This window comes from Kitasatospora sp. NPDC101155, from assembly GCF_044768305.1.
In the GTDB taxonomy this organism is placed as follows: Bacteria; Actinomycetota; Actinomycetes; order Streptomycetales; family Streptomycetaceae; genus Kitasatospora.
Genome location: NZ_JBIWPN010000007.1, coordinates 290,895 through 317,385, shown reverse-complemented (window position 1 = coordinate 317,385; position 26,491 = coordinate 290,895). Strand labels below are relative to the sequence as shown.

Annotated in this window: 25 protein-coding genes; 8 read left to right on the top strand and 17 right to left on the bottom strand. The window is 72.0% G+C overall.

All coding sequences use genetic code 11. The features are described 5' to 3' along the window. Positions 1-19: 19 nt before the first annotated feature. The 4 genes from ACIRYZ_RS13905 to ACIRYZ_RS13890 form a co-directional block, all read right to left on the bottom strand. Positions 20-2,638, bottom strand: a complete 2,619-nt coding sequence (locus tag ACIRYZ_RS13905) for an ABC transporter permease (RefSeq protein WP_402943312.1) — start codon at positions 2,636-2,638, stop codon at positions 20-22. A 75-nt stretch (positions 2,639-2,713) separates the two neighbouring features. Next, positions 2,714-3,484, bottom strand: a complete 771-nt coding sequence (locus tag ACIRYZ_RS13900; protein WP_402943310.1) for an ABC transporter ATP-binding protein — start codon at positions 3,482-3,484, stop codon at positions 2,714-2,716. Positions 3,485-3,654: 170 nt separating this feature from the next. Further along, positions 3,655-5,814: a restriction endonuclease gene (locus tag ACIRYZ_RS13895; RefSeq protein WP_402943307.1), complete on the bottom strand. Its 2,160-nt coding sequence runs from the start codon at positions 5,812-5,814 to the stop codon at positions 3,655-3,657. A 91-nt stretch (positions 5,815-5,905) separates the two neighbouring features. Beyond that, complete coding sequence (locus tag ACIRYZ_RS13890) at positions 5,906-6,100, bottom strand: hypothetical protein (protein ID WP_402943304.1); 195 nt, start codon at positions 6,098-6,100, stop codon at positions 5,906-5,908. Between the two features lie 30 nt (positions 6,101-6,130). Between ACIRYZ_RS13890 and ACIRYZ_RS13885 the strand changes: the two genes are divergently transcribed. Beyond that, positions 6,131-7,069 carry a DUF2797 domain-containing protein gene (locus tag ACIRYZ_RS13885; RefSeq protein WP_402943302.1) on the top strand — a complete coding sequence of 313 codons (939 nt, stop codon included), beginning with the start codon at positions 6,131-6,133 and terminating at the stop codon, positions 7,067-7,069. Positions 7,070-7,142: 73 nt separating this feature from the next. Here ACIRYZ_RS13885 and ACIRYZ_RS13880 read toward each other — a convergent pair whose 3' ends face one another. The 6 genes from ACIRYZ_RS13880 to ACIRYZ_RS13855 all read right to left on the bottom strand — a co-directional run bounded on the left by ACIRYZ_RS13880 (position 7,143) and on the right by ACIRYZ_RS13855 (position 12,348). Further along, positions 7,143-7,505, bottom strand: coding sequence for a hypothetical protein (locus ACIRYZ_RS13880; RefSeq protein ID WP_402943299.1), 363 nt, complete (start codon positions 7,503-7,505; stop codon positions 7,143-7,145). Beyond that, entirely contained in the window at positions 7,502-8,023 is a 522-nt protein-coding gene (locus ACIRYZ_RS13875) for a DUF6232 family protein (protein ID WP_402943296.1), read from the bottom strand. Before ACIRYZ_RS13875 ends, ACIRYZ_RS13880 begins: the two co-directional genes overlap by 4 nt. Before the next feature lie 299 nt (positions 8,024-8,322). Beyond that, the gene (locus tag ACIRYZ_RS13870; RefSeq protein ID WP_402943293.1) at positions 8,323-8,631 is read right to left on the bottom strand and encodes a hypothetical protein; all 309 of its coding nucleotides are present in this window, start codon (positions 8,629-8,631) and stop codon (positions 8,323-8,325) included. A gap of 338 nt (positions 8,632-8,969) precedes the next feature. After that, the gene (locus tag ACIRYZ_RS13865; protein ID WP_402943291.1) at positions 8,970-9,707 is read right to left on the bottom strand and encodes a succinate dehydrogenase/fumarate reductase iron-sulfur subunit; all 738 of its coding nucleotides are present in this window, start codon (positions 9,705-9,707) and stop codon (positions 8,970-8,972) included. Then, a complete protein-coding gene (locus ACIRYZ_RS13860; protein WP_402943288.1) occupies positions 9,704-11,647 on the bottom strand; it encodes a fumarate reductase/succinate dehydrogenase flavoprotein subunit in 1,944 nt (647 codons plus the stop codon). Before ACIRYZ_RS13860 ends, ACIRYZ_RS13865 begins: the two co-directional genes overlap by 4 nt. Continuing rightward, positions 11,644-12,348, bottom strand: a complete 705-nt coding sequence (locus ACIRYZ_RS13855) for a succinate dehydrogenase cytochrome b subunit (RefSeq protein ID WP_402943285.1) — start codon at positions 12,346-12,348, stop codon at positions 11,644-11,646. Before ACIRYZ_RS13855 ends, ACIRYZ_RS13860 begins: the two co-directional genes overlap by 4 nt. A 96-nt stretch (positions 12,349-12,444) precedes the next feature. On the opposite strand from ACIRYZ_RS13855, the gene ACIRYZ_RS13850 reads away from it, so the two are divergent. Further along, positions 12,445-13,368, top strand: coding sequence for a LysR family transcriptional regulator (locus ACIRYZ_RS13850; protein ID WP_402943282.1), 924 nt, complete (start codon positions 12,445-12,447; stop codon positions 13,366-13,368). Positions 13,369-13,433: 65 nt separating this feature from the next. Here the strand turns inward: ACIRYZ_RS13850 and ACIRYZ_RS13845 are convergent, their stop codons facing one another. Continuing rightward, the gene (locus ACIRYZ_RS13845) at positions 13,434-14,351 is read right to left on the bottom strand and encodes an NAD-dependent epimerase/dehydratase family protein (protein ID WP_402943280.1); all 918 of its coding nucleotides are present in this window, start codon (positions 14,349-14,351) and stop codon (positions 13,434-13,436) included. Between the two features lie 151 nt (positions 14,352-14,502). On the opposite strand from ACIRYZ_RS13845, the gene ACIRYZ_RS13840 reads away from it, so the two are divergent. Beyond that, positions 14,503-15,474, top strand: coding sequence for a GlxA family transcriptional regulator (locus ACIRYZ_RS13840; protein ID WP_402943278.1), 972 nt, complete (start codon positions 14,503-14,505; stop codon positions 15,472-15,474). A 290-nt stretch (positions 15,475-15,764) separates the two neighbouring features. On the opposite strand, the gene ACIRYZ_RS13835 is transcribed toward ACIRYZ_RS13840, so the two are convergent. Further along, on the bottom strand, positions 15,765-16,181 hold the full coding sequence (locus ACIRYZ_RS13835; RefSeq protein ID WP_402943275.1) for an SRPBCC family protein: 417 nt from the start codon (positions 16,179-16,181) through the stop codon (positions 15,765-15,767). 25 nt (positions 16,182-16,206) lie between these two features. Further along, positions 16,207-16,578 carry a VOC family protein gene (locus tag ACIRYZ_RS13830; protein WP_402943272.1) on the bottom strand — a complete coding sequence of 124 codons (372 nt, stop codon included), beginning with the start codon at positions 16,576-16,578 and terminating at the stop codon, positions 16,207-16,209. Positions 16,579-16,719: 141 nt separating this feature from the next. Between ACIRYZ_RS13830 and ACIRYZ_RS13825 the strand changes: the two genes are divergently transcribed. Further along, positions 16,720-17,535 carry a helix-turn-helix domain-containing protein gene (locus ACIRYZ_RS13825; protein WP_402943270.1) on the top strand — a complete coding sequence of 272 codons (816 nt, stop codon included), beginning with the start codon at positions 16,720-16,722 and terminating at the stop codon, positions 17,533-17,535. Between the two features lie 259 nt (positions 17,536-17,794). Next, positions 17,795-18,256 carry an SRPBCC family protein gene (locus ACIRYZ_RS13820; RefSeq protein WP_402943269.1) on the top strand — a complete coding sequence of 154 codons (462 nt, stop codon included), beginning with the start codon at positions 17,795-17,797 and terminating at the stop codon, positions 18,254-18,256. A gap of 557 nt (positions 18,257-18,813) precedes the next feature. On the opposite strand, the gene ACIRYZ_RS13815 is transcribed toward ACIRYZ_RS13820, so the two are convergent. Further along, positions 18,814-19,218 (bottom strand): carboxymuconolactone decarboxylase family protein, encoded by a 405-nt coding sequence (locus ACIRYZ_RS13815; protein WP_402943266.1) that lies wholly within the window; start codon positions 19,216-19,218, stop codon positions 18,814-18,816. Next, positions 19,215-19,880: a class II aldolase/adducin family protein gene (locus ACIRYZ_RS13810; RefSeq protein WP_402943264.1), complete on the bottom strand. Its 666-nt coding sequence runs from the start codon at positions 19,878-19,880 to the stop codon at positions 19,215-19,217. The genes ACIRYZ_RS13815 and ACIRYZ_RS13810 overlap by 4 nt, the downstream gene beginning before the upstream one ends. Before the next feature lie 141 nt (positions 19,881-20,021). Between ACIRYZ_RS13810 and ACIRYZ_RS13805 the strand changes: the two genes are divergently transcribed. Continuing rightward, entirely contained in the window at positions 20,022-20,405 is a 384-nt protein-coding gene (locus ACIRYZ_RS13805; protein WP_402943261.1) for a MerR family transcriptional regulator, read from the top strand. Positions 20,406-20,603: 198 nt separating this feature from the next. After that, positions 20,604-21,497, top strand: coding sequence for a methyltransferase domain-containing protein (locus ACIRYZ_RS13800; RefSeq protein ID WP_402943258.1), 894 nt, complete (start codon positions 20,604-20,606; stop codon positions 21,495-21,497). 102 nt (positions 21,498-21,599) lie between these two features. Here ACIRYZ_RS13800 and ACIRYZ_RS13795 read toward each other — a convergent pair whose 3' ends face one another. Both ACIRYZ_RS13795 and gcl read right to left on the bottom strand, forming a co-directional pair. Next, positions 21,600-22,088, bottom strand: a complete 489-nt coding sequence (locus ACIRYZ_RS13795; protein WP_402943255.1) for a glutathione peroxidase — start codon at positions 22,086-22,088, stop codon at positions 21,600-21,602. A 161-nt stretch (positions 22,089-22,249) separates the two neighbouring features. Continuing rightward, a complete protein-coding gene (gene gcl, locus ACIRYZ_RS13790) occupies positions 22,250-24,031 on the bottom strand; it encodes a glyoxylate carboligase (RefSeq protein ID WP_402943252.1) in 1,782 nt (593 codons plus the stop codon). A gap of 774 nt (positions 24,032-24,805) precedes the next feature. On the opposite strand from gcl, the gene ACIRYZ_RS13785 reads away from it, so the two are divergent. Further along, positions 24,806-26,377 carry a SulP family inorganic anion transporter gene (locus ACIRYZ_RS13785; protein WP_402943250.1) on the top strand — a complete coding sequence of 524 codons (1,572 nt, stop codon included), beginning with the start codon at positions 24,806-24,808 and terminating at the stop codon, positions 26,375-26,377. Positions 26,378-26,491 lie beyond the last annotated feature (114 nt).

Below are 26,491 nucleotides of genomic sequence, written 5' to 3'. Positions count from 1 at the left end.
CTCTTCATGACCTGGGAGGCTACTCGCTCTTGATCGCGCCCAGGATGTCCAGCTTCGCCGCCCGGTGGGCCGGCCAGAGAGCGGCCAGCAGGCCGACCACGGCGGCCGCCAGCAGGAAGCCGAGGACCTGCAGCGGCGGTACCTCGGTGGTGATGCCCTTGAAGGTGTCCGCCAGGGTGCGCAGGCCCGCCCAGGCGACCACGATGCCGAGGACGACGCCGACCAGCCCGCCGAACAGCGCGATCAGCAGCGACTCCAGTCGGACCATCCGGCGGATACCGAGCCGGTCCAGGCCGATCGCCCGCAGCATGCCGATCTCCCGGCGGCGCTCGAAGACCGACATCGCCATGGTGTTGACGACGCCGAGCACCGCGATCACCACGGACATCCCGAGCAGCCCGTACATCATGTTCAGGATGCTGGTGACGATCTGGCGGTTCTCCGCCTTGATGTCCTTCTCGCCCTTGACGGCGATCAGCGGGTTGCCGCCGGTCGCGTCGCGCAGCGCCTGCTTCAGCTTCTCGGTCGGGCCGTCGGTGCCCTTCACCAGGACCCGGTTCGGACCGGTGCCGGGTACCGCGTGCGGGCCGACCACGGCGTCGGGGGCGACGATCCCGGCGAGCGAGGTGCTGGACTCCAGCACGCCGCCGACGGTCAGCGAGCCCTTGGTGCCGTCCGGGTAGGTGACGGCGAGCGTGTCGCCGACCTTGTAGCGGGAGCGCCCGGAGGAGCCGGAACTGACCAGCAGCTTGCCCTGCTTGAGGGCGTCCGCGGCGCCCTCCTTGACCTTGACGGTGGCCAGCTGGTCGATGGTCGCGGCGTCCACCGCCGTCAGCCACTCGGTGTCCGAGCCATCCGGGCCGTCCGAGCCGTCCGAGCCGTCCGCGCCGTGCGAACCGTTCGCGCTGTTCCCGCCGGTCGTCACCGGGACGGTGCGCTCCACGCTCATCGCGCTGACGCCGGGCGCCTTGGCGATCTGGGCGGCGACCTCGGGGGAGAGCATCGAGTAGTTCTGCATGGTGACCGTGAAGTCGGCCTTGAGGTCGCTCGCGGTCGCCTTGTCCACGGCCTTGTTCACCGAGGCGCCGACCACGGTCAGCGCGGTGATCAGGGTGACGCCGATGGTCAGCGCCGAGGCGGTGGCGGCGGTGCGGCGCGGGTTGCGGATCGCGTTCTCCTTGGCCAGCCGGCCCGGGGTGCCGTACAGCCCGCGCAGCAGCGGGGCGAACAGTGCGATCAGCGGCCGCGACAGCAGCGGGGTCAGCACGAACACGCCGATCAGCAGCGCGCCCGCGCCGGCCCCGACCAGCTTGACCTCCTTGCTCGAAGCACCCGCGGCCAGCCCGGCCGCGCCGGCCAGGGCGAACACCAGGCCGATGGTGTTGCGGACCACCAGGCTCTTCTGGGTGGCGGGCTGCTCGGCCGAGCTCATCGCCGCCACCGGGGCGACCCGGGAGGCGCGGCGGGCCGGGAGCCAGGCGGCGACCAGGGTCACCAGCACGCCGACCGCGAGCGCGGCGATGACGGTGCTCGGGGCGATCACCAGCGGGCCGTCCGGCAGGTTGGCCTCCAGCGGGCCGTTCAGCAGTGCCTGGAGCCCGGCGGCGATGCCGATGCCGGCCACCAGACCGGCCACCGACGCGGTCAGGCCGACCAGCGCCGCCTCGATCTTGACGGAGCGGGTGATCTGCTTGCGGCTGGCGCCGATGGCGCGCAGCAGGGCCAGTTCCTTGGTGCGCTGGGCGACCAGCATGGTGAAGGTGTTGGCGATGATGAAGATGCCGACGAAGAGCGCGATGCCCGCGAAGACCAGCAGGGCGGTGCTCATGCCCTTGGTGCCCTGCTGGATCATCCGGTCCTGCTCGTCGGCCAGTTCGCGGCCGGTCCTGGTGTCGAGGTTGTTGCCGTGCGGGACGGTCTGCTTGACGGCGGCGAGCAGCGCGGAGTCGTCGGTGCCCGGCTTGGCCTTGACATCCAGCTCGCCGAAGCGGCCCTGGCTCAGGTAGAGCTGCTGGGCGGTGGCGCTGTCGAACGCGGCCAGCGAGCCGCCGGCCACCACACGCGGGTCGTTGGTGCGCAGGGTGCCGGTGAGCTTGAGCTCCATCACCGGGCCGTTGACGGCCACCCGGACGGTGTCGCCGACCTTGTAGCCGCCCTTCTCGGCGGTCCTGGCGTCCAGTGCGATCTCGCCGGCGTTCTTCGGGCCGCGCCCCTCGACCAGCGGGTAGCGCGGGTCGGTGCCGTCGGCGCCCGGCACGTAGTTGGTGCCGGTGGTGGAGAAGCCGTTGCCGATCAGCGCGCCCTTCTTGTCGGCGATGCCGGCGAAGCCGCTGACCACCCCGCGCACGTCGGCCACGCCGGGCAGCGCCGCGACGGCCTTGCGGGTGTCCTCGGTGAGGGTCGGGCCGGTGTGGGCCTTGCTGCCGTGGTCGTAGCCGCGGAGGACAGCCTCCCGGTCGCTGACCGTGACGGCGATGTCGGTGTAGCTCTTGGAGTTCTGGGACCTGAGCGCGCTGCCGAGCGTGTCGGTGAAGACGAGCGTGCCTGCCACGAAGGCGGTGCCGAGCATGACGGCGAGCGTCGTCATCAACAGTCGGCCCTTGTGGGCCAGCACGTTGCGTAGTGCGGTGCGGAACATGAGGAGGTGTCAGTCCTGGGGTTGCTCGTGGGACGGGTGGCTTCGGGGTTCCGGGGCTGCTGGGCTGCCGCCGTGTCAGCTGGTGCGGCCCTTGGCGTCGAAGCGGCGCATGCGGTCCAGGACGGTGTCGGCGGTGGGGGTGTGCAGTTCGTCGACGATCCGGCCGTCGGCGAGGAAGACGACGCGGTCGGCGTAGGAGGCGGCGACGGGGTCGTGGGTGACCATGACGACGGTCTGGCCGAGTTCGCGTACGGAGTTGCGCAGGAAGGAGAGGATCTCGGCGCCGGAGCGGGAGTCGAGGTTGCCGGTGGGTTCGTCGGCGAAGATGATGTCGGGCTTCCCGGCGAGGGCGCGGGCGCAGGCGACGCGCTGCTGCTGGCCGCCGGAGAGCTGGGAGGGACGGTGGCTGAGGCGGCCGGACAGGCCGACGGTGTCGACGACGCGGTCGAGCCAGGGCTTGTCGACCTTGCGGCCGGCGATGTCCATCGGGAGGGTGATGTTCTCCAGGGCGGTCAGGGTGGGGAGGAGGTTGAAGGCCTGGAAGATGAAGCCGATGTGGTCGCGGCGCAGCTGGGTGAGCTGCTTGTCCTTGAGGCCGACGAGTTCGGTGTCGCCGATGGTGGTGGAGCCGGAGGAGACGGTGTCGAGGCCGGCCATGCAGTGCATCAGGGTGGACTTGCCGGAGCCGGAGGGGCCCATGATGGCGGTGAACTCGCCCTGGGGGAACACGACGCTGACGTTGTCGAGGGCGACGACGCGGGTCTCCCCCTCCCCGTAGACCTTGTTCAGGCCGGTGGCGCGGGCGGCCGCCCGGCCGGTGAGGACTGCGGTTGCGGGGAACGTCACGTGGACTCCTGGGGATGAATCGGATCTTCCTACCGTTCCATCCTCCCAAGCCGTTCGAATGTGACGTGTATGCCGAGGAGGCGACCGACCCCCGCCGACCCGGCGGTGCGACGGGGGCCGTCTCCTCCTCAGGTATGACGCCTCTCCCTGAGGACCAAGTCCCCGGTGGGCTACTCCACCGCGACGCCGAAGGCGGTGGCCAGCCCGGCCAGACCGTTCGTCACCGCGCGGCCCGAGGGCGCGAACTGCCATCCGCCGTCGGCCCGTCGGAACGCGCCCAGGAGCATCGCCGAGTCCGGGATGCCGCCGTTGGCGCCCGGCCACTTGGCCGGCCCGGCCGCACCCGGCCCGTACGAGGCGACGACGGCGAGCCCGTACACGTAGCCGAGCGGCAGGGCCGGGGGCTCCTCCTCCTCAGTCGAGACGGCGACCACCACCTCGTCGACAGCCGCCGGCAGCCGGTGCAGGTCCACGCTCAGCCGGGCCGCCCGGGTCGGCTCGCCCGGCACCGAGCGGGTCGGGTGCAGCCGGACGGCGCCGTCCGGGTCCTGCGGGTTGTTGAAGAACACGAAGTGCTCGTCGCTCAGCACCCGGCCCTTGGCGCAGAGGAAGGCGGTCACGTCCAGCTCCACCGCCTCCCCGCCGGCGGTGCGGCTCTGCCAGCTGACCGTGAGGGTACTCCCGGCGGCGGCCTGCTCCTCGCCGGTCCGCTCCTCCCGGGGCTTCTCCGGGGCCGGGGCGCTCCCGCCGCCGAGGCGGCCGCGCAGCCCCTGCTCGGCCAGCAGCTCGACCAGCTCCGGGCCGCTCAGCAGGGTCAGCGGCTTGCCTTCGATGTAGCTGTACGAGCCGCGGCCGAAGCCCGCGGTGGTGACCAGGATGCCCTTGATCGCGCCGTGGTGGCGGACGGTGGACTCCAGGTCGCGCACGGCCGTCGGCGGGACGGTCTTCTTGTAGCGCTTGGCCTGGATCACGATCTTGCCACCGGTCACCGGGTCCAGGTCCTCGGCGATCACGTCCACCCCGACGTCGCCGCTGCGGGCCGTGGTCATCACCCGGAAACCGCGCAGCCGGAACAGCTCGGCGATCAGCTCCTCGAACTCGATCGGGTCCATCTCGAACAGGTCCGGCTCGTCCTCGCCGCCGTGCCCGGCCAGACTGCCGCCGACCGTCTCCGGCAGGCGGTCCGGCTTCACCTCGTCCAGCCGCTCCGGGCGGGCGGACAGCTTGCCGCCCAGGCCCTGGAAGCACTCCACCGGCGCCACCCGGTCCAACGTCAGCCCGGCGAACTCGGCCCGGGTCGCGGTCAGCGTGGACAGGAAGCGCTCCGCCTCCCGGCCGGTCGCCGGGTCGATGCCGAGGACGAAACCGTTCAGCACCACCGAGTCCAGCATCCCGTCCCGGTCCGCCCGGAACAGCTCCACCGCCACCCGCAGCGCCGACTGCGCCAGCACCTCCCGGTACAGCGCCTTGCGCTCGGTCGCCGGGCGGGCCACCTCGGCCTCGCGGTCGTCCGCCTTCACGTAGCGCACCCGGGAGGCGGCCGGCACCACGTCCGGACCGGGCAGCTCCCAGTTCACCACCAGCTGACGGCTCGTCGCCTCCCAGGCCGCCACCAGCCGGTGCGGGAAGCCCTCCGGCCAGGCCGCCGAGGCGTACAGGCCGGCCGTGAAGTACTCCTGCACCGCCTCCGGCTCACCCGCCCGCAGCCGCCGCAGCAACTCCTCGGTCCCGGCCCCGCGCGCCTCCTCCTCGCGGCGGAAGCGCTCCGCCCAGGCCAGGTACTCCTGGTGGTACGCGGCCAGCCGGCGCTGCCGGTCCGCCTCCCGCGCCTGCGCGGCGTACCAGTCCTGCTCGAACCGGGCCCGGGCCTGGGCGACGTACTGCTCGTACTGCCGGCGCACCCCGGCATTGCGGGCCTGCGCCGCGTCCGGCGGCGGCACGTGGTACGCGGCGGAGGTCTGGTCGGGCATCGGCACCGGCTCACCCAGCGGGCCCGGATCGAACGGCGGCACCGGACGCGGCGCCAGCAACGCCTGCGGCCCGAACCCCGGCGCGGCCAGCCCGGCCGCCAGTAGCCCGCGCAACTCCTCGACCCGGGCGTCCAGTTCGGCCGTCTGCCGGGCCGCCTCCGCCTCCCGCGACTGCTGGTAGGCGCGCTGCGCCTCCCGCTCGTCACGGGCGGCCGCCCGCTGCGCCTCGCGCTGCGCACGCTCGTGCCGCCGCAACTCCGCCGCCTCGGCGCGCCAACGGGCCTCCTCCCGACGTTGCTGCTGCCGCTGCTCCTCCGCCCAGACCGCCAGCACCCCGCTGTTCCGCCGCCCCGCCACCATCCACCCCTTCGCGCTCCGCACCGACCCGGCCGCCCACGCCACCTCCCGGCAACACCGCCGACCGCGCCCGCCACAATAGAACGTGGACAGCTCACCCGGCCAAGCGCCTACGACCTGCGGGGCTTCGGCCCGGGCGGTGGTCGTGCGAGGGCGTCCACGGGTGGCGGTTGGCATTGGCGTAGTACCGGATCGAGGTGCCGATGGCGTTGGTGGCCCAGTAGCCGGTGGCGGGGGTGAGCATTTCCGGGGTGAAGTCACCGCTGTCAGTGGCGCCGGGTAGCCTCACCGGATCGAAGACCTCCAGGGAGGGATGCCCGTGACGGTCCCCGCACCGCAGCACCCGGACCGGCCCGCCGGCTGGGTCTCCACCGGCCTGAGCTGGCACGACGGCCGGGCCCTGCTCGGCGCCGTGCGCGGCGCCCGGGTGCACGAGCGCGCCGTCGCACCGGGTGCCGAGGTCGGCTGGCTGCTCGGCGGCCCGCGCCGCTGCGTCGGGGCCTGGCTGGCCGGCGCGACGGAGCGCACGCCCTGCCCGCACCACGCGGCGATCGACCCCGGCGGCAGCGCGACGCAGTGCCCGGCCTGCCAGAGCGTGGACCGCGGCCTGGCCCTGGCCCGGGACCAGATCCTGGACGACGGCCGCACCTACCTGCTCTACCTCGCCTGGTTCGGGGAGGGCCTGCTGAAGGTCGGCCTGACCGCCGAGCAGCGCGGCGACAGCCGACTGCTCGAACAGGGCGCGCTGGCCTACGCGTTCACCGCGCGCGGCAGCCTGCCCGCGATCCGCCGCGCCGAACTCACCGTCGCCGCCTCGGGGATGGCCCGCGAGCGCTTCAAGTCCCGGCTGAAGACCGACCACTGGTGGGCGCACGGCGACGCCCCGTACCGCCGTACCGTGCTCACCGAGGCCCGTGCCCGGGCGCACCGACTGCTGGACGGCCACGCCCTGGAGCTGTTCGCCGACCGCCCGGTGGTGGACCACGTCGAGCGCTACGGCCTGGGCGCGGGCGCCCCGGAGGCCTACCGCGAGATCACCGGGCTGGCCGCCGGGGCGGTGGTCGCGGGCACGCTGCGCCCGCCGGTCGGGCGGCACCTGTTCCTCGACCAGCCGGACGGCTCCGGCCCGCTGCTGCTGGACACCCGGCGACTCACCGGCTGGACGCTCGCGCCCGTCACCGGCCGCGGCTCCGAGGGTCTGGGCCTGGAGGAGCGGGTCCGTCCGCCGGAGCCGGACACCCAGGAAGCGTTGTTCTGAGTAGGACCTGGTGACCTGCCTCCTCGCGGACACCGCCCGACCGGCCCGGTCAGGCCGGTCGGGCGCCGGTCGGTCAGCCGCTGATCAGGGCCAGGAGCTGGTTCGCCAGGCCCAGCGCGGGCGCGGCCGCCTCGCCGATGCTCTGCGTCACGCCGGCCAGCAGGAGGAGGGTGTTGCGCCAGCCGCGCCGCTCCTCGGAGGCAGGGTCGCGCAGCACGGGGAGGGCCTCGGTCAGGCTCTGACGGTCCTCCTCGTGCACCCGTGAGTCGCGCGCCAACTCGGCCACCACGGCGGCGAGCTGGGCGAACACCGCGGCGATCTCGGGCGGCAGGGCCTCGCTGGCCTGGCCGTTGTTGTGCTGGACGCCGACGTTGTGGTGGCCGCCGTGGATGGTGACGCTGTCACCTATGTGGAACTGCGGGCTGCTGCCGCTCATTTGCTGACTCCCGTGTTGCCGTTGCCGCCGTAGATGTTGACGCTGTCGCCGAACTGGTAGTGCCGCAGGTCGACGATGATGCTGCTGACGAACTGCTGGAACTCGATCTGCGGGTTCTCGATCGCCCGCGCGACGGCGGCCTGCAGTTCGTACGCGGGCCCCGGCGATTCCCAGGCCAGCAGCGCGGTCGGCGGTCCCGCCGTGTCGACGGTCAGCGCGTACAGGCGGTTCTGGCGCAGGACCGGAAGGGTGACGAACACGAAGTAGAGCACCACGGCGACCAGCGCCAGCACCACGGGCCACCCCGGGTCGGAGCCCGGCTGGCCGCCGCCCAGTGCGCCGGCGGCGGCGCTGTTGGCAGCATTGAGCAGGAACGCGGCCGTGAGGACCGTCCCCGCGAACTTGAAGAGACGTCCGATCGCGCCGAACTTGTCCGGCACGATGATCGTGATGCTCGCCCGGGCGACGGTCGCCAGCGGGTACGCCGCTTCCCCGACCCAGAGGATGCGCTTGGTCACGGCCACCCGGATGGTGCGCCGGGTGGGTGAGAACATCGGTGGCGGCATCGGTGCGGCCGCTGGTGGAGGCGGCGGCGGTGGCGGTGGGATGAACGGAGTGGGGCCGGTGTGTCCGGCCCAGATGGAGCCAGCCGGTTCGGTCGGCTGCATGGCGCCCCCAAGGCTCGCAAACGAGGTACGACAATAAACCAGCATGTTTGAGACATGCACAAGTTTGGCGCCGTTGCACCGAACTTTGACGGTTCGTCAGAAGATCGGGCGATGCCTCGTTCGGCCGTCGGGCCGGGCCACCCCCCGGTTCAGCCCAGCTTGCTGCGCACGCCGCCCGGCCCCGAGCGGGCCCGGCGCGACAGCGGCGGCCGGGACGGGCGGACGTCGCCGCGCCCGGCGGCCGGCTCGACCCCCTCGGCGGCCCGCCGGGCGAGCGCGGCCCGGGCGGCGGCCAGCGCGATCCGGGCGAGCAGCGGATCCTCCGACTCGCCAGCCGTGCGCCTGACGGTCTGGCAGGAGGAGCACCAGAGCGGCGACGCCGGCCCGTCCGGATAGACCATGCCCTCCGGCGGCAGGTAGTGCCCACCGCACTCGACGCATTCGAAGACCAACCTCATCCGACGATCACCGTCCCGGATCCGTGGCACCGACCGCAGGGCGACCAGAAGGTGTGGATCCTGGGCACCATGCTTCCTTCCTCGTCCAGTTCGACCGTTGCCTCGGTCTTCTGGGTCCCCCCGGACCCGCCGCAGCCGGAGCAGGACTGAACCTGGGGCATATGCCGTCCTTCCGTGGCGGAGGTCCACCGTAGCGCGATTTCCCGTGTCGCAGCACCGCTGTCGGCGATCCACCACCCGTACGGGGAGCGTGAACTGCCCCCGTACGCGCCGCGGTAGACGATGTCGGCCCCCCGCACGAGCACCTGTGCGAGGGGCCGACCGATCATGGGGAGGTGTCAACTACGGGCGGCCCGCAGGAACTCCCGGTTCATCGCGGCGATGCTGGGCAGCGGGATGCCCTTGGGGCAGGCGGTGGCGCACTCGCCGGTGTTGGTGCAGCCGCCGAAGCCCTCGGCGTCCATCGCCGAGACCATGTTCCGTACCCGGGTGGCGCGTTCGGGCGCGCCCTGCGGCAGCACGTTGAGGTGCACCACCTTGGCGGAGGTGAACAGCATCGCCGAGCCGTTCGGGCAGGCAGCCACGCAGGCGCCGCAGCCGATGCACTCGGCGTGCTCGAAGGCGGTGTCGGCGGCCTCCTTGGGGACGGGCGTGGCGTGCGCCTCGGGGGCGCTGCCGGTGGGCGCGGTGACGTAGCCGCCGGAGCCGATGATCCGGTCGAAGGCCGAGCGGTCCACCACCAGGTCCTTGACCACCGGGAAGGCCGCCGCCCGCCAGGGCTCGACGTCGATGGTGTCGCCGTCCTTGAAGTGCCGCATGTGCAGCTGGCAGGTGGTGGTCCGTTCGGGGCCGTGCGCCTGGCCGTTGATGACCATGCCGCAGGCGCCGCAGATGCCCTCGCGGCAGTCGTGGTCGAAGGCGACCGGCAGGTCGCCGCGGGTGATCAGCTCCTCGTTGAGGGTGTCGAGCATCTCCAGGAAGGACATGTCCGGGCTGATCCCGCTGACCTGGTAGGTGGTCATCGACCCGGGTGCGTCCGGGCCCGCCTGGCGCCAGATGCGCAGGGTGAGGTTCATGCGTAGCTCCGCTGGGTGGGGTGGACGTGCTCGAAGTCGAGGGCCTCGCGGTGGAGGACGGGTGCCTCGCCGGTGCCGGTGAACTCCCAGGCGGCGGCGTAGGTGAACTCCTCGTCGCGCCGGGCGGCCTCGCCCTCGGGGGTCTGGCTCTCGGTGCGGAAGTGGCCGCCGCAGGACTCGGCCCGGTGCAGCGCGTCCAGGCACATCAGCTCGGCCAGCTCGAAGTAGTCGACCAGCCGGTTGGCCTTCTCCAGCGACTGGTTGAGCTCCTGCCCGGTGCCGGGCACCTTGATCCGGCGCCAGAACTCCTCCCGCAGCTGCGGGATCCGCTCCAGCGCCCGCTTCAGCCCGGCCTCGTCGCGGGCCATCCCGCACTCGTTCCAGAGCAGTTCGCCGAGTTCGCGGTGGAAGGAGTCCGGGGTGCGGTCGCCGTTGACGGAGAGGATCAGGTTGAGCCGGTCCTCGACCTCCGCCTCGACCTCGGTGAGCACCGGGTGGTCGGCGGGCACGGCGGCGAGCGGGTTTCGGGCCAGGTAGTCGTTGAGGGTGGGCGGCAGCACGAAGTAGCCGTCGGCGAGGCCCTGCATCAGCGCACTGGCGCCGAGCCGGTTGGCGCCGTGGTCGGAGAAGTTGGCCTCGCCGACCGCGAACAGGCCCGGGATGCTGGTCTGCAGGTCGTAGTCGACCCAGAGCCCGCCCATCGTGTAGTGGATCGCCGGGTAGATCCGCATCGGCACCCGGTACGGGTCCTCGGCAGTGATCCGCTCGTACATCTCGAAGAGGTTGCCGTACTTGGCCTCCACCGCGTCCCGGCCCATCCGGCGGATGGCGTCCGCGAAGTCCAGGTACACGCCCTGCCCGCCGGGGCCGACGCCGCGGCCTTCGTCGCAGACGTTCTTGGCGGCCCGGGAGGCGATGTCGCGCGGCACCAGGTTGCCGAAGGCGGGGTAGATCCGCTCCAGGTAGTAGTCCCGCTCCTCCTCCGGGATCTGCCCGGGCGGGCGGTTGTCGCCCTTGGCCTTGGGCACCCAGATCCGGCCGTCGTTGCGCAGCGACTCGCTCATCAGGGTGAGCTTGGACTGGTGGTCGCCGGAGCGCGGGATGCAGGTCGGGTGGATCTGGGTGAAGCACGGGTTGGCGAAGTAGGCGCCGCGCCGGTGGGCGCGCCAGATCGCGGTGGTGTTGGAGTTCTTGGCGTTGGTGGAGAGGTAGAAGACGTTGCCGTAGCCGCCGGTGGCGAGCACCACGGCGTCCGCGGTGTAGCTGCGGATCTCGCCGGTGACGAGGTCGCGGGCGACGATGCCGCGGGCCCGGCCGTCGACCACCAGCAGGTCGAGCATCTCGGTGCGCGGGTGGAGCTCCACGTTCCCGGCGGCGATCTGCCGGGACAGCGCCTGGTAGGCGCCGAGCATCAGCTGCTGACCCGTCTGGCCACGGGCGTAGAAGGTCCGGGAGACCTGCACGCCGCCGAAGGAGCGGGTGTCCAGCAGGCCGCCGTACTCGCGGGCGAAGGGCACGCCCTGGGCCACGCACTGGTCGATGATCTCCACCGACACCTGGGCGAGCCGGTGCACGTTGGACTCGCGGGCGCGGAAGTCGCCGCCCTTGACGGTGTCGTAGAACAGCCGGCGGATCGAGTCGCCGTCGTTGCGGTAGTTCTTGGCCGCGTTGATGCCGCCCTGGGCGGCGATCGAGTGGGCGCGCCGCGGGGAGTCCTGGAAGCAGAACTGGACGACGTGGTAGCCCTGTTCGGCGAGGGTGGCGCCGGCCGCGCCGCCGGCCAGGCCGGTGCCGACCACGATCACGGTGTGCTTGCGCCGGTTGGCCGGGTTGACCAGCTTGGCGTCGAACCGCCGCTGGTCCCAGCGCTGTTCGATCGGCCCGGCGGGGGCCTTGGTGTCGGCGACCGGCTCGCCGAGGGTGTACTCCAGGTAGCTCATTTCACCACTCCGAACATTACGGCCACGGGGACGGACAGGAAGCCGGCGGTCAACACCAACGCCAAGGTGTTGGCCGTCAGCTTCAGAACCCGGTCCCGGCGGGCGTTGTTGGCGCCGAGGGTCTGCGCGGCGCTCCAGAACCCGTGCCGGATGTGGAAGCCCAGGGCCAGCATCGCGACGATGTAGATCACGTCGCTGTACCAGCGGCCGAAGGTGCCCACCACGTTCTGGTACACGTGCCCGTGCTCGGCGACCGGGTTCACCGTGAGCGTGGTGAGGTCGAGGATGTGCCAGACGATGAACAGCCCCAGGATCACCCCGCCCCAGCGCATGGTCCGGGTCGCGTAGCTGGCGCGCCGGCGCTGGTGCACGTACTTGTTCGGGCGGGCGGCCAGGTCGCGGCGGCTGAGCTGGTACGCGGACACGCCGTGCAGCGCGACGGCGGCCAGCAGGCCGGCCCGGGCGATCCACAGGAACCACTCGTAGCGCAGGAAGGGCTCGCCGAGCGTGCGGAGCCAGTGCGCGTAGCCGTTGATCTCGTCCGGGCCGAAGAACACCTTGAGGTTCCCCAGCATGTGCGCGACCAGGTACAGCAGCATGACCAGTCCGCTGACGGCCATGACCGCCTTCTTGCCGACGGTCGACCGCCACAGGGTCAGCAGGGTGGACGGATGCCTGGCCGTCCGAGTCGCGGTTGTCATGTCGGCCACCGTAGGGAGCGGTGGGACGGTGTGTCCAAGACATGATGTGGCTCGCGACGATAGGCAGTGTCTATCGAGACGCCGTACGCTGGGTGGATGCAGCTCCAGCAGCTCCGTTACTTCCTGGCCGTGGCAGATACCTGCCATTTCACCCGGGCGGCCGAGGCCGTGCGCGTGGCCCAGCCATCCCTTTCGCAGCAGATCCGGGCACTGGAACGGGAGTTGGGTGCCGAGCTGTTCCACCGCACCCGGGGCAACATTGCCCTCACCGACGCGGGCGACGCCCTGCTGCCGCTGGCCCGGCGCATCGTCGCGGACGCCGAGAGCGCCCGCCTCGCCGTCCAGGAGACGGTGCAGCTGCGCCGCGGCCGGGTCCGGCTGGGGGCGCCCCCGAGCCTGTGCACCAGCCTGGTGCCGGACGTGCTGCGCGTGTTCCGGGACCGCTACCCGGGCGTGGCGCTGGGGGTGCGCGAGGGCGGATCGCGCGACCTGGTGCGCTGGCTGGCGGCGGGGGAGCTGGACCTCGCGCTGATCATCACCCCGCCGAGCGGGGAGGCGGTCCCCGCCCTCGCGGTCACCGAACTGCTGCACGAGGAACTGGTGTTGGTCTCCGCCACGGGGCGCGCCCGGCGCGCCGTGCGGGTGGCCGAGCTCAAGGGACGGCCGCTGGTGATGTTCCGGGAGGGCTACGACCTGCGCGAGGCGACCCTGGCGGCCTGCCGGGCGGCCGGGTTCGAGCCGGAGTTCGCGGTGGAGGGCGGCGAGATGGACGCGGTGCTGGGCTTCGTCCGGGCCGGGCTCGGACCGGCCGTGGTGCCCGGCATGGTGGCGGCTCGCTCGGGCCTGACCGTCACCCCGTTCGCCGGGCCGGGCCTGGGCCGCACCATCGCGGTCGCGCACGGCCACGAGGTGCCGCTCACCCGCGCCGCCGAGGCGCTGCACACCACCCTGCTGGCCCACCTGCACGACGCCGCCCGCAGCGGCGAACTCCCGCCGGGCACACGGCTGCTGCTGCCGTGATCCCCCTCCCGAGCCTGCGCGGGGCGCGGGAGGGGGCGTGGGTTCGGCCAGGCCGTTTCGTTTCCCTACCTCGCCAGACCTCGCGCTGTGGCAAGCAACACCTCGTCCAGGTCGGTCGGGGCGACGCCGAGCGCGCGCTCCGTGTCGGTCGAGTCGAGGACGTGCGGGTTCTCGGTGGCGTACAGCATCTCGATGAGTTCGCCGAAGAGGGGGTTCCGCTCCGCGAGGGTGAGGAGCGCATCGCGGTCGAGACGCTCCAGGCGCGGATCGGGGGAGGCTGTCAGCTTCGCGAAGCGTTCCGTCAGTTCACGCACGAGGATGTTCGTCGCCGGCACGTGCCAAGCCCGTCCCCAGGAGCGGGTGTCCTGGGCGGCGGCCACCAGTGTCGAGGCCACGTCCCCGGCGTGCGACCAGGACTGCGGTACATCGAGACGTCCGGGATAGGACGCCACCTCGCCCGCCAGAACCTGTGGGGCGATCGACAGCGTGAAGGTACTCAGCACCCCCTCGCCCAGGAACGCTGCCGCGCGCACCTCGGTGACCTCCACGCGCCCCGCCTCGTAGGCGGCCAGAGCGTCCAGCCACATCCGGGCGCGAACCCGGCCCTTGGCCGAGACGGGCGCCATCGGCAGGTCCTCGGTGATGGGCCCGTCCACATGCCCGTACCCGTAGAGATTCCCGAGCATCACGTAGCGTGCGCCCGTACGCTCTGCAGCGGTCAGCAGTGCGGCCGCGAGAGGCGGCGCATCGGTGATCCAACGGTCGTACGGAGGCATCGCGCAGTTGATCAACACCTCGGCCCCCGCGACGAGCCCGACCAGGCGGTCGACATCACGGGCGTCGGCGGCGACCCGTTCGACCAGCGGGTGTTCCAAGCCGGTGCCGCGACGCGTGATCTGCCGCACCGGCACACCGCGCTCCACGAGCAGCGCGGCGACGGCGCGGCCGGTGGCGCCGGCTCCCATGACGACATAACGGGACATGAAAACCCCCGGAAGGCTTGGTGAGTGACAAGGGAATGCCCAGGCCGCAGTGAGGAGTTGCAGCTCAAGCGGCCGTGCCCGTCCAGCCTCCGCCATCGGTGGCGGCGCGGCCACCAGGGAAGAGGACAACGAACCGGAGGTTCTGGCCACCATGCACCGAGTCGCCGTCCTGGTCGTCCCCCCGGCCACGGCCTTCGACCTGTCCATCCCGGAACTGGTCTTCGGGGCGGTGCAGGTGGACGATGCACCGGGCTACGAGGTACGTGTCGGCACGCCAGAGCCCGGCCTGGTGGAAACCCTGGGCAGCCTCCAGGTCTCGATCCCCCACGGGCTGGACATCGTGGACACGGCCGACACGGTGATCGTCACCGGCACCGGGGCGCGCAGCGACGCCGATCCGCGCGTGCTCGACGCCGTGCGCCGCGCAGCGGAGACCGGCAGCCGGATCGCGTCGATCTGCACCGGCGCCTTCGTGCTGGCGCAGGCCGGCCTGCTGGACGGTCGCCGAGCCACGACCTACTGGCCCTTCTCCGGGGAACTCGCCGCCCGCTTTCCCGAGGTGGACGTTGTCGGCGACGTCCTCTTCGTCGAGGACGGGCACGTGTTCACCGCTGCAGGCCTGGCTGCGGGCATGGACCTCTGCCTGCATCTGATCCGCTCGGACTACGGCGCGGCAGTGGCCAACGCCGTAGCCCGGCTGACGCTGCTGGCCCCGACCCGCACCGGAGACCAGACCCAGACGGTGACCTCGCCGGTTCCCTCGACCCGCACGTTCTCCTTGGCCGAGACGAGGGCCTGGGCGATGGACCGCCTCGACGAGCCCCTCACGCTTGCCGAGCTGGCCGAACACGCCCACACCAGCGTGCGGACCCTGACTCGCCGGTTCCAGGCCGAAACCGGCCTCACCGCGCTGCAGTGGCTGTTGCAGCAGCGCGTCGACCGGGCCTGCGAGCTTCTGGAAACCACGACTCTTCCCGTCGACCAGGTCGCCGAACGCAGCGGCCTGGGCAGCCCGGACTCGCTGCGCCAGCACCTGCTGCGCCGGGTCCGGCTCACCCCCACCGCGTACCGCGCCCGGTGGCGGGGCACGACGGCGGCCCGGCGCGCGGCATCCAGGGGCTGAGCTTCCCGCGAAGCGCGAAGCCCCCCGCTCTGCGATCGAAGCGGCCCCGTTGAGACCACGGATGAGGCTACGAACGCAGAAGGCCCGCACCGGTCTCCCGGTGCGGGTCTGCCTGCGGAGGATACGAGATGCGAACTCGTGAGGGGGTGCCCCCGACGTCCGGCCGCCCGAGGAGGGCCGCAGACGTCCTGACCTGGGGCGGAGCGGCCCGTCGGCTGACGTCCGAACGACGGTGGACGAGGGTGGATGCAACCAGAACGGCAGCCACGCCGAGCGTCGGTTGCCGCTGGTCAGCAGGGAGGCGTGGCTTCGCGGTCGAGGGTGCGCTTGATGACACGGATTCCCTGGTCGACCATCTCGGCGATGGGTTCCCCGAGGCTGTCCGGCGTCACGTCGGTGATCCAGACGAAGCGGCTGCGGTTCTCGGCGTCACCGAAGACCTGCATGGACGCATGGTGGTGTGTGGGCTCCAGCGAGCCGCCGACCACCGTGTAGGCGATGCGCCGGGCCTCGTCGTCGATGTCGACGATGAGCTCGCGCACCACGGCGCCGTTCGCGAAGGTCACGATCCTGATGTCGTCCTCGACGCGGGTGTCGGTGACGAATCCCGGTGCGAGGCGCTTGTGGACCTCGCCGAAGTCGCGCAAGGCTGCCCAGACGTTCTCGGGGGCATTGTCGATCAGGACTTCGCGGTGGATGGATGCCATGGGTTGATCTCCTCTCTGTGGGTGCTCACTCGCCGGTGGTTGCGGAGATGAGGCAGAACGGGTGGCCCTCGGGGTCGGTGAGGACGATCCACTGGCCGTCGCCCGGCTGGAACTCGGGCCGGGACGCTCCGATGCCGAGCAGTTCCTCGGCGGCGGCGTCCACGTCGGTGACGGTGAAGTCGAGGTGCACGTGCTTGGCGCCGTCGGGCCAGCCCGGCGACCGGTAGCCCTCGACGCGGGCGAAGGCGAGTTGGACCGGGGTGCCGTTGCCCAGCGACACGAAGTCCTGGTCGCTGTGGGTGATCTCCCAACCGGTGGCCTTCTGGTAGAACGCGGCGAGCGCGGTCGGATCGGCGCAGTCGACGACCACGGTGCTGAGCTGCTTGAGAACGGGCATGCCGATGACTCCTGGGTATCCGAACTGAACGAGGCGGGCGGGGACTTGGCCCCTCACGCCCCGTCAGCATGCTCGTGACGTCAGGTCCCGGTCTTGAACATCCTTGCGTGGTTGTCAGACCCGCCGCGTAGCGTTCGCAAGGTGCTCACGGCTATCCCTGTCGCCACCCGTCCCGACTTCGGCATCAGCGCGGTGGCCTGCCACGCGGACCACACCCGGTGGTCGGCGCCGGAGGTCCGCAGCGACTACCGCGTGGTTCTCGTGCGCCGCGGCCGGTTCCGCAGGAGGGCCGCCGGCGTCCCCGTCGACCTCGACGCGACCGTGGCCTACGTGGGCGCACCGGGCGAGGAGGAGAGCTTCGCCCACCCCGCCGGCGGCGACCACTGCACCGCGATCGGTGTGACGCCGCAGCTGTGGCGCTCCCTGGCCGGCGACGGTTCCGAACGGGCCGCGCAGACGCTCTACGTCGACCCGCGGCTCGAGCTGGCCCACCGGCGCCTCATCACCACCGCTCGCTCGGGCGACGTCGACTACGCACTCACCGAGGACCTGCTGGCCCTGCTCGCGACGGCCATCGGCCGCACCGTGGCCGGACCGACCCCGCTCGGCAGCACATCGGCCGAACGCGATCGGAGCCTGGTAGCGGCTGCCCGCGAGGCGATTGCCGACGGACACCCCGCCACTGACACGCTGTTCTCGCTGGCCGAGCTGCTGGGCGTCTCGCCCTACCGCCTGAGCCGGGCGTTCCCGCGCGAGCTCGGCGTGTCGGTGACCCGCTACCGCCACCGCGTCCGCATCGGCCGAGCGCTCGACCGCCTGGAGGCAGGCGAGAACAGCCTCAGCACCCTTGCCGCCGACCTCGGTTACGCCGACCAGGCCCATCTGACCCGGACCATGCGCCAGTACCTGGGCCACACCCCGACGAGACTGCGCCAGCTTCTGACGCCCGCACCCTGAACGCGCGCTCCGGCGCCGCGTACGCTGAGCTGGCCAGGAGGTCCGACCCTTCCGTCACAAGATCCTGGAAGTCCGGGAGTCCCAGGCGTGCCGCGCTTCGCCGGAACCTGCCACCGACGTTCCGTCGAGTCCCCTGATCCGCGCCATGCCGAGGAGCTTCCCCCGATAGCCTGGCGGAGCCGGCAGGATGGTGCGATCATCCACTGATCGCTCCGGTCCACGACGGCGGCCGGACCCGGACCGGCCAGGGGAGTTGGACGTGCCCAGCACCGAACTGAGCCGCAGCTACGACATCGCGGCGACGCCCGCCGCTGTGCTTGCCCATCTGACGCGCCCCGAGAACTACATCGGTCTCTCCCCGCTGCTCGTGGACGTGCGGGACGTGCGGTGCGAGGGCGGGGTCACGTACTACGTGGCCGTCGAGCGCTTCCGGTTCCTCGGACTGGTCCGGCACGACAACGTCATCCGGGTCAGCCTGCGCTCCGAGGACGCCCGGCTGCCGGATGAGGCGACGGTCAGTGGCGAGGTGGTCAGTCCGGGCGGTGTGCGGATGGACTACCGCTTCACCGTCACCGCCCGAGGCGACGGCGGCTCCCTGGTGGTCGACAGACTGCGGCTGCACGCGCCGTTCGGCCTGCTCCACTACGCGGCTGGGAAGGCCGGAGCAGTGCAGGCCGAGCGCGGCCGGGTGTTGGCCCGGCGGTTGAGCGGCGGCAACTGAGGCGGACGGGCCTACGGACGTCGCCGGGCGGGTGGGTGGTCTCATCTGGCAGGTGGCCAGGAGCGTCGAGGAGGACGGCCCGATGGCCGACTGAAGGCCCGTTGAGACTACGAACGACGAAGGCCCCGACCGGAACCCGGTCGGGGCCTTGCGTCTGCCCAGGTGGGCAGAGGCGGAGGATACGAGACTCGAACTCGTGAGGGGTTGCCCCCAACATGCTTTCCGATTCGCTCAAATCCTGTCCGCCGGCGTCCGTACTCGTTCTGACCTGCGGGGAAGAGAACCGTTGGGCAGGGGTCGAACCCAGTCGGACGGGGTGAATGAGACCAGAACTGGGACCAGAGCCAGGCCGGGCTCTCCCAGGTTCATCGGCAGACTCCGGGCGAGCTGCGCCATCCGCCCCCGCCTTCGGTCGGGAGGTGCCCCCATGCCGCTCGGATGGCCGGATCGAATGCCCGTGACGTTGTGGAGTCGTGGAGTCGTGGGGGCCGGTCATTTGACCAGACCCGGGCAGAGGACAGCGACTTCGCGTGTTCTGCGGTACCCGTGTTCGGTGGTCAACCGGCCTTGCCGTCGTCGTCCTGCAGGAGTTCGACGATGATCTCGATGCCGAGCGCGTAGGCCGGCGTGCCCGAGGTGATGAGCGCGGTCTCGGCGACTCCGATGAGGTCGGCGATGCCGGCGCCCGCGTGGAGTGCTCCCCGGGCGTGGATCCGGGCCGGTTCTGCCCGGCCGAGAGCCAGCAACTGCCCGAAGTGGACGAGCTGTTGCACTCGGCCGCCGAGTGGGCTGTCGGCCAGAACTATGTGGCGCAGGGCCGTGAACGCCTCCTCCGTGGGGAGCCGGCCGAAGGCCTGGGCCACCCGCAGACGGTCCTCCACCGCGCCCGGGACGGCTCCGAGCGTCGTGCGGTAGCGAGCCCGGAGGACTTCGGAACGCTCGGCGAAGGTGTGGTCGGTCATGACGAGACCCGTGCGATCGAGGCCCGGACAGCCTCCAGGGCGCCCTCGGGGAAGTCCACGGCCCCGCCGAGCGCCGCAGCGGCGATCTCGGCCTCGGCGCTTTCCTCGATCGCCACGACGAGGTGGGCGGCGGCCGCCGCGTCCGGGCCGAACACCAGCAACCCGTGGTTGGCCAGGAGGACCGCGGACGTCGTCGGGCGTCGTTCCAGGACGTCGGCGACGCCCCGGACCGACACGTCCGACCCACGCGGGCCCCAGGGCACCACCGGTACGTCCTCGGGCTGTCCGAAGCGGAGCATCGGTTCGGTGCGGCACGGCAGCGGCCGGTGGGCCACCGCGAAGGCCGTCGCGGAGGGTGAGTGGGTGTGGATGATCGCGCCCACGTGCGGACGGGCGCGGTAGACGACGCTGTGCATGGTGATGATCTCGGAGCTGACGGAGCGCAGTTCTCCTTCCAGGACCTGCCCGTCGAGACCGACGGTCGCCAGGTGGTGGGGCTCCAGGTCGCGGACGAACCCCGGGGTCAACAGGAAGCGGCCGGCGTCGAGCCGGACGCTCAGGTTGGCGTGCCCGGAGTGCGACATCACCCCCGCTGCGAAGAGCTGCCGGGCCGCCTCGACGAGCTGGTGGGCCCGGTTCTTCGCTTCTGGTACGTCTGTCATCTCTTCATCTCCCAATTCCCTGTCAGCGGTGGCCGGTTCGCCGCCGCTGCACGTGCCAGCCACTCTGCGACTTGAACTAAGGTTCAAGTCAAGCGTCAGGCTGGCGCGACGAGACGACGAGAGAAAGAGGATTGGTGGAGCATGCGCATGACGATCGGCCGGCTTTCCGAGATCACCAACGTTCCCGCGTCGGCCATCCGGTTCTGGGAACGCCACGGTTTGTTGCCTGTGCCCGAACGTCAGAGTGGGCAGCGACGCTATCCGCCGCAGGCCGCAGAGCGGATCGTGCTGCTACGCAAGTTCCAGCAAGCCGGGCTGAGTCTGGCCGAGGTCAGGGAGTTCCAGCGGGACCAGCCGCGGAGGCAGGCGATGATCCGCGCCAAGGTCGCCGAGATCGAGCAGCGCATGGTCGACCTCGACCACGCCCACCAGCTCCTGACCCATGCCCTCCAGTGCAGCCAGACGGACATCGTCAGCTGCACGACCTTCCGGGAGCAGATGGCGACGTGGAGCCAGTCCAGCTGACGGCGAAAACTGCGGCCAGGAGACGACGAGGGCCCGGGGTGCGGGCCTTCCAGAGCTTCGGCGTAGTCGGATGGTGTCGCGTTCATGACGGTCTGTCGGGTGGCAAGCCTGTAGGACGTGCGGGGTTCGCCGGCTGTGTGAGACATCCCTCTCCCGTCGTCGTGGCGCTGGTGGCCCGGGAAGGTTGACCATGTGGTCATGACTTCCTCGCCCCGCCCGCCGCACGTCGGTGGTCTACCGGATCCGACAGACGGGACCACCGCGCTCGGTGGAGAGCCCGCTCCCGCCCGCGGGTACCTGCTGGACAACGCGCGCGCCGAGGCGGGCGAGCGATTCGTTTGGCTGGCCGAGCTGTTCGACGGTGTGACGCGCGGGCACGTCGATCGACTGGGGGTCGGGGCCGGCTCGCGCTGCTGGGAAGTGGGGGCCGGTGGCCCCGGTATCCCGGAGGCGCTCGCGGCGGCCGTCGGTCCGACCGGGTACGTGCTCGCCACGGACATCGACCCGTCGTGGCTGAAGGCGGGCGACGGCTACGAGGTTCGCCGGCACGACGTCGCCGCTGATCCGCCCCCGGAGCCGGGGACGTTCGATCTGGTGCACGCCCGGCTCGTGCTGGTCCATGTGCCCGACCGGGCTCGCGCGTTGGCCACGATGGCGGCAGCGCTGCGGCCCGGCGGCTGGCTGCTGGTCGAGGACGCCGACACCGCTCTGCAGCCACTGGCGTGCCTGGACGACAGCGGCCCCGCGCAGCGGCGGGCCAACCGGCTGCGCGACGCGGTCCGGGAGCTGCTGAGGAGCCGCGGCGCGGACCTGAGCTACGGCCGGACACTGCCGCGGGCACTGCGTGAGGCCGGCTTGGTGGACGTCGCCGCGGCGGGTTCTTTTCCGGTCGGCGGGCCGGCCTGCGACCGGCTGGAGGCGGCGACCATCCGGCACGTGCGCGGCGAGCTGCTCGCGGCCGGCCTGGCCGACGACGCCGAGATCGACGCGCACCTGGCCGCCATCCACGCGGGCGAACTCGACCTGACACTCGCGCCGCTGATCTCGGCCTGGGGACGCCGTCCGGCCGAGCACCCTCCGGCACTCGGTTAGGTGCGGAGCCCCACCCCGAGGAGATCCCGGGGCTGCGTTTCCGAGCGTGCGCGAGCGCGAAGGCCCGGAGCCGCGAGCCCCGGGCCTTCGTCGCGCGTGTGCTCAGGCCGGCAGCACGGCCTCGATCGCGGCGATCAGCTCGTCCGACTCCGGCTCGACGCGCGGACGCAGACGCGCGACGACGGTGCCGTCCGGCGAGATCAGGAACTTCTCGAAGTTCCAGCCGACGTCCCCGGACTGGCCGTCGGCGTCGGCCACCTCGGTCAGCCGCTGGTACAGCGGGTGCCGGTCGGCGCCGTTGACGTCGATCTTCTCGAACAGCGGGAAGGTCACGCCGTAGGTGGTGGAGCAGAAGCTCTGGATCTCCTCGGCGCTGCCCGGCTCCTGCCCGGCGAACTGGTTGCACGGGAAGCCCAGCACGGTGAACCCGCGCCCGGCGTAGCGCTTCTGGAGGTTCTCCAGGCCGGTGTACTGCGGGGTCAGGCCGCACTTGGAGGCGACGTTGACGATCAGCAGCGCCTTGCCCTTGTAGTCGGCCAGGGAGGTGGCCTCGCCGGCCAGGGTGCGCAGCGGGATGTCGTACAGGCTCACGGTGGTGGTCCTTTCGGCAGGTTGGCAGGGGGTGTCGCCCGGGCACACGGTAGCGGCCCCGGTTGTCAACCGTTGCGGCCCCGCCGGTGTTCCGCCTGCGCGGGGGCGTACGGAGCGGCTCGTACGCCCCCGCATCCAGGCGGGGTCGGAGTGGCGACCGGTCAGAGGGCCAGCGTCTTGATCGCGGTCGGCGCGTGCTCGGGGAGGGTGGCGAGCTCCTCGAACTCGTTGACCTTGTCGATGTCGGCGGCGGCCATCGAGATGTTGGTGACCCGCTCCAGGATGGCCTCGACCACGACCGGGACGCGGAACTCGGCGGCCAGCTTCTTGGCCTCCTCGAACGCGGGCAGCAGACCCTCCGGCTCGGTGACCCGGATCGCCTTGCAGCCCAGGCCCTCGGCGACCTTGACGTGGTCCACGCCGTACACGCCCAGCTCGGGGGCGTTGATGTTCTCGAACTCCAGCTTGACCTGGAAGTCGATGTCGAAGCTGCGCTGCGCCTGACGGATCAGGCCCAGGTAGGAGTTGTTCACCAGGACGTGGACGTACGGGATCCGGTGCTGGGCGCCGACCGCCAGCTCCTCGATCATGAACTGGAAGTCGTAGTCGCCGGAGAGCGCGACGATCTGGCCCTCGGGGTCGGCGGTGGCGACGCCGAGCGCGGCCGGGATGGTCCAGCCGAGCGGGCCGGCCTGGCCGCAGTTGATCCAGTGGCGCGGCTTGTAGACGTGCAGCATCTGGGCGCCGGCGATCTGCGACAGGCCGATGGTGGTGACGTAGCGCGTCTCCGGGCCGAAGGCCTTGTTCATCTCCTCGTACACGCGCTGCGGCTTGAGCGGCACGTTGTCGAAGTGGGTGCGGCGCTGCAGCTTGGCCTTGCGCTCCTGGGTGGAGGCGGCCCACTCGCTGCGGTCCTTGAGCCGGCCGGCGGCCTTGAGCTCCTCGGTGACCTGGACGAACAGCTCCAGGGCGGCCTTGGCGTCGGAGGCGATGCCGAGCTCGGGGGCGAAGATCTTGCCGATCTGGGTCGGCTCGACGTCCACGTGGACGAACTTGCGGCCCGCGGTGTAGACGTCCAGGCCGCCGGTGTGGCGGTTGGCCCAGCGGTTGCCGATGCCGAGGACGAAGTCGGAGGCGAGGAAGTTCTCGTTGCCGTAGCGGTGCGAGGTCTGCAGGCCGACCATGCCGGCGTTCAGCTCGTGGTCGTCCGGGACGATGCCCCAGCCCATCAGGGTCGGGACGACCGGGACGCCGGTCAGCTCGGCGAACTCCAGCAGCAGCTCGGAGGCGTCGGCGTTGATGACGCCGCCGCCGGCCACGATCAGCGGGCGCTCGGACTCCTGGAGCAGCGCGATGGCCTTCTCGATCTGGATCCGGTTGGCGGTCGGCTTGTAGACCGGCAGCGGCTGGTAGGCCTCCGGGTCGAAGTCGATCTCGGTCAGCTGGACGTCGATCGGCAGGTCGATCAGGACCGGGCCCGGACGGCCGGAGCGCATCAGGTGGAAGGCCTGCTGGAACACGCCGGGGACCTGGGCGGCTTCCAGGACGGTGGTCGCGGCCTTGGTGACGGGCTTGGCGATCGAGGCGATGTCGACGGCCTGGAAGTCCTCCTTGTGCAGCCGGGCGACGGGCGCCTGGCCGGTGATGCACAGGATCGGGATGGAGTCGGCGATCGCCGAGTACAGGCCGGTGATCATGTCGGTGCCGGCCGGGCCCGAGGTGCCGATGCACACGCCGATGTTGCCGGCCTTGGCGCGGGTGTAGCCCTCGGCCATGTGGGTGGCGCCCTCGACGTGCCGGGCCAGGGTGTGCTTGACCCCGCCCGAGGCCTTGAGGGCGGCGTAGAAGGGGTTGATGGCGGCGCCCGGCACGCCGAAGGCGACCTCAACGCCTTCGAGCTTGAGGATCTCCACGGCCGCGCGGGCGGCTGTCATACGAGGCATCGGGTTTCTCCTGCGTCGGCCCGCAGTGGCTCGGAGGGCTCATCTCCTGAATTCCACCATACGGAAGAACGGTTTCTGTATGTGGAAACAAGGTAGGGTCGGGTCGTCGGAGCGTCAAGGGGGATTTCAACAGAATGTGGAAGTCGGGCGTGGTGGGGTGGGGTGCCGGGCGGGGGTGGCCGAGCGGCGAGGGTTCGCACGTCTGAGCTGTGTTCGCGCTGGTGTACCCGGGGAAGCGGACGTTCCGGCCCGGAAAGCGCACCCGATGTGCAAGGCGGGTGAAGGGACGGTGCCCGAGGTCGGCCCGCCCCGCCGACCTGGGTACCGTCGGTGGCACGCCGGGCCCGTGACGTCCAACTGAGGCCGCGGCAGGGGGGTTTGGGAGCGCCGGGGAGCAGGGGAACCCGCCGGCGGTCCCCTCCTGGACCAGCGCGCCCGGTCCGCCGCACCCGAGCGGAGGACGCACCGCACCCCCTGGCCGCACCGACCCGACACCCGCCGCCGCCCTCCGGCCCGCCCGGACGCGCGGCCGTACCGCTGTCGCCCCCCACCGTGCGGTCCTCACCGTCTCTTCGCCCCGCCTCCTCCTTGCCACTCCTCGCCGGTTCCGGCCGTGCCGCTCCCTGCCCTGCTGCTCCCGGCCCTGTCGTTCCCGGCCCTGTCACTTCCGGCCCTTGCCACTACCGGCCCTGTCACGGCGTGCCCGCAGCGGCGGGCGCGCGGAAGGAACGTCCCCATGCGCTGCACCCCTGCCCGACCCCCGGCGGTGGCCGGGTGAACCGACCGCCGCGCCGGCGCAAGAGCCCGCCGGGCCGCCCCCGGAAGAACGCCCCGCCGGGCCGCCGCCGGCCCCCGCTCGCCGCGCTGCGCGCCGTCCCCTGGCGGCAGGACCTGCCCGCCTCGCTGGTGGTGTTCCTGGTCGCCCTCCCGCTCTGCGTCGGGGTGGCCGTTGCCTCCGGGGTCCCGGCCGAACTGGGCCTGGTCACCGGCATCGTCGGCGGCCTGGTCGTCGGCGCGCTGCCCGGCAGCAGCCTCCAGGTCAGTGGGCCCGCCGCCGGGCTGACCGTGCTGGTCGCCGACGCCGTCCAGCGCTTCGGTGCCGGGGTGCTCGGCCTGCTGGTGCTCGGCACCGGCCTGCTCCAGCTGGCCATGGGTGCCCTGCGACTCGGCCGCTGGTTCCGGGCGATGTCCGCCTCCGTGGTGCACGGCATGCTGGCCGGCATCGGGCTGACCCTGCTGTTCGGCCAGCTCTACGCGCTCGCCGACCGCCGTGCCCCCGCCACCGGCCCGGAGAAGATCGCCGGGGTGCCCGCCCTGCTGACGGACGCGGCCACCGCCGCGGCCAATCCGAGCGCCGTCGCCCTGGGCCTGGGCACCCTGCTGGTGCTCGTCGCCTGGAAGCACCTGCCCGGGCGGCCGGCCCGTACCGTCCCCGCGCCGCTGGCCGCGGTCGGCCTGGCCGCCGCCGTCACCGCCGCGGCCGACCTGCCGGTGGCCCGGGTCCGGGTCGCCGGCCTGCTCGACGTCGTCCACCTGCCCGAACGCGACTCGCTGGGCGCGCTGGCCGGCACTGCCGGGCTCGGCACCGTCGTCGCCTTCACGCTGATCGCCTCCGCGGAGACGTTGTTCAGCGCCGCAGCCGTCGACCGGATGCACCACGGCCCGCGTACCGACTACGACCGCGAGCTCACCGCCCAGGGCCTCGGCAACACCGTCTGCGGGCTGCTCGGCGCGCTGCCGATGACCGCGGTGATCGTGCGCAGCGCGGCCAACGTCCAGGCGGGCGCCCGCACCAAGGCCTCGCGCTTCCTGCACGGGCTCTGGCTGCTGCTGTTCACCGCGCTGCTGCCCGGCGTGCTCGGGCTGGTCCCGCTCGCCGCGCTGGCCGCCGTCCTGGTCCACGCGGGCGCCAAGCTGGTGCCGCTGCGCCGGATCGCCGGGCTGTGCCGCGAGCATTGGGGCGAGGCGCTGGTGCTCGGGGTGACGGCGGCGGCGATCATCGCCACCGACCTGTTCGAGGGGGTGCTGATCGGCATCGGGCTGGCGGTGGCCAAGTCCGCCTGGCAGACCTCGCACCTGCAGATCGCCGTGGACGAACTGGTGCTGCCGTCCGGCCGGCCGCTGCACCGGGTGCGGCTCAGCGGCAACGCCACCTTCCTGCGGCTGCCCCGGCTGCTGGACACGCTGGAACGGCTGCCGGACGACCGGCCGGTGGAGCTGGACTGGTCCGGGCTGCGCCATCTGGACCACGCCTGCACGCTGGCCCTCGCCTCCTGGGCGGCCCAGCACCGCGCCCGCTCCAGCGAGCCGCTGGCCGTCGAGCCGCCGCTGCCGACGGTCGCCTGATCATCGTTGTGGATAGCCTGGTCGCGGCCCGGATCCGGTTCGGGCCGCGACCAGTGCCGTCGGGCGTCAAGCCGGGTGTGCAAAGGCGTCAAGCCGGGTGTTCAAAGGAGCGCA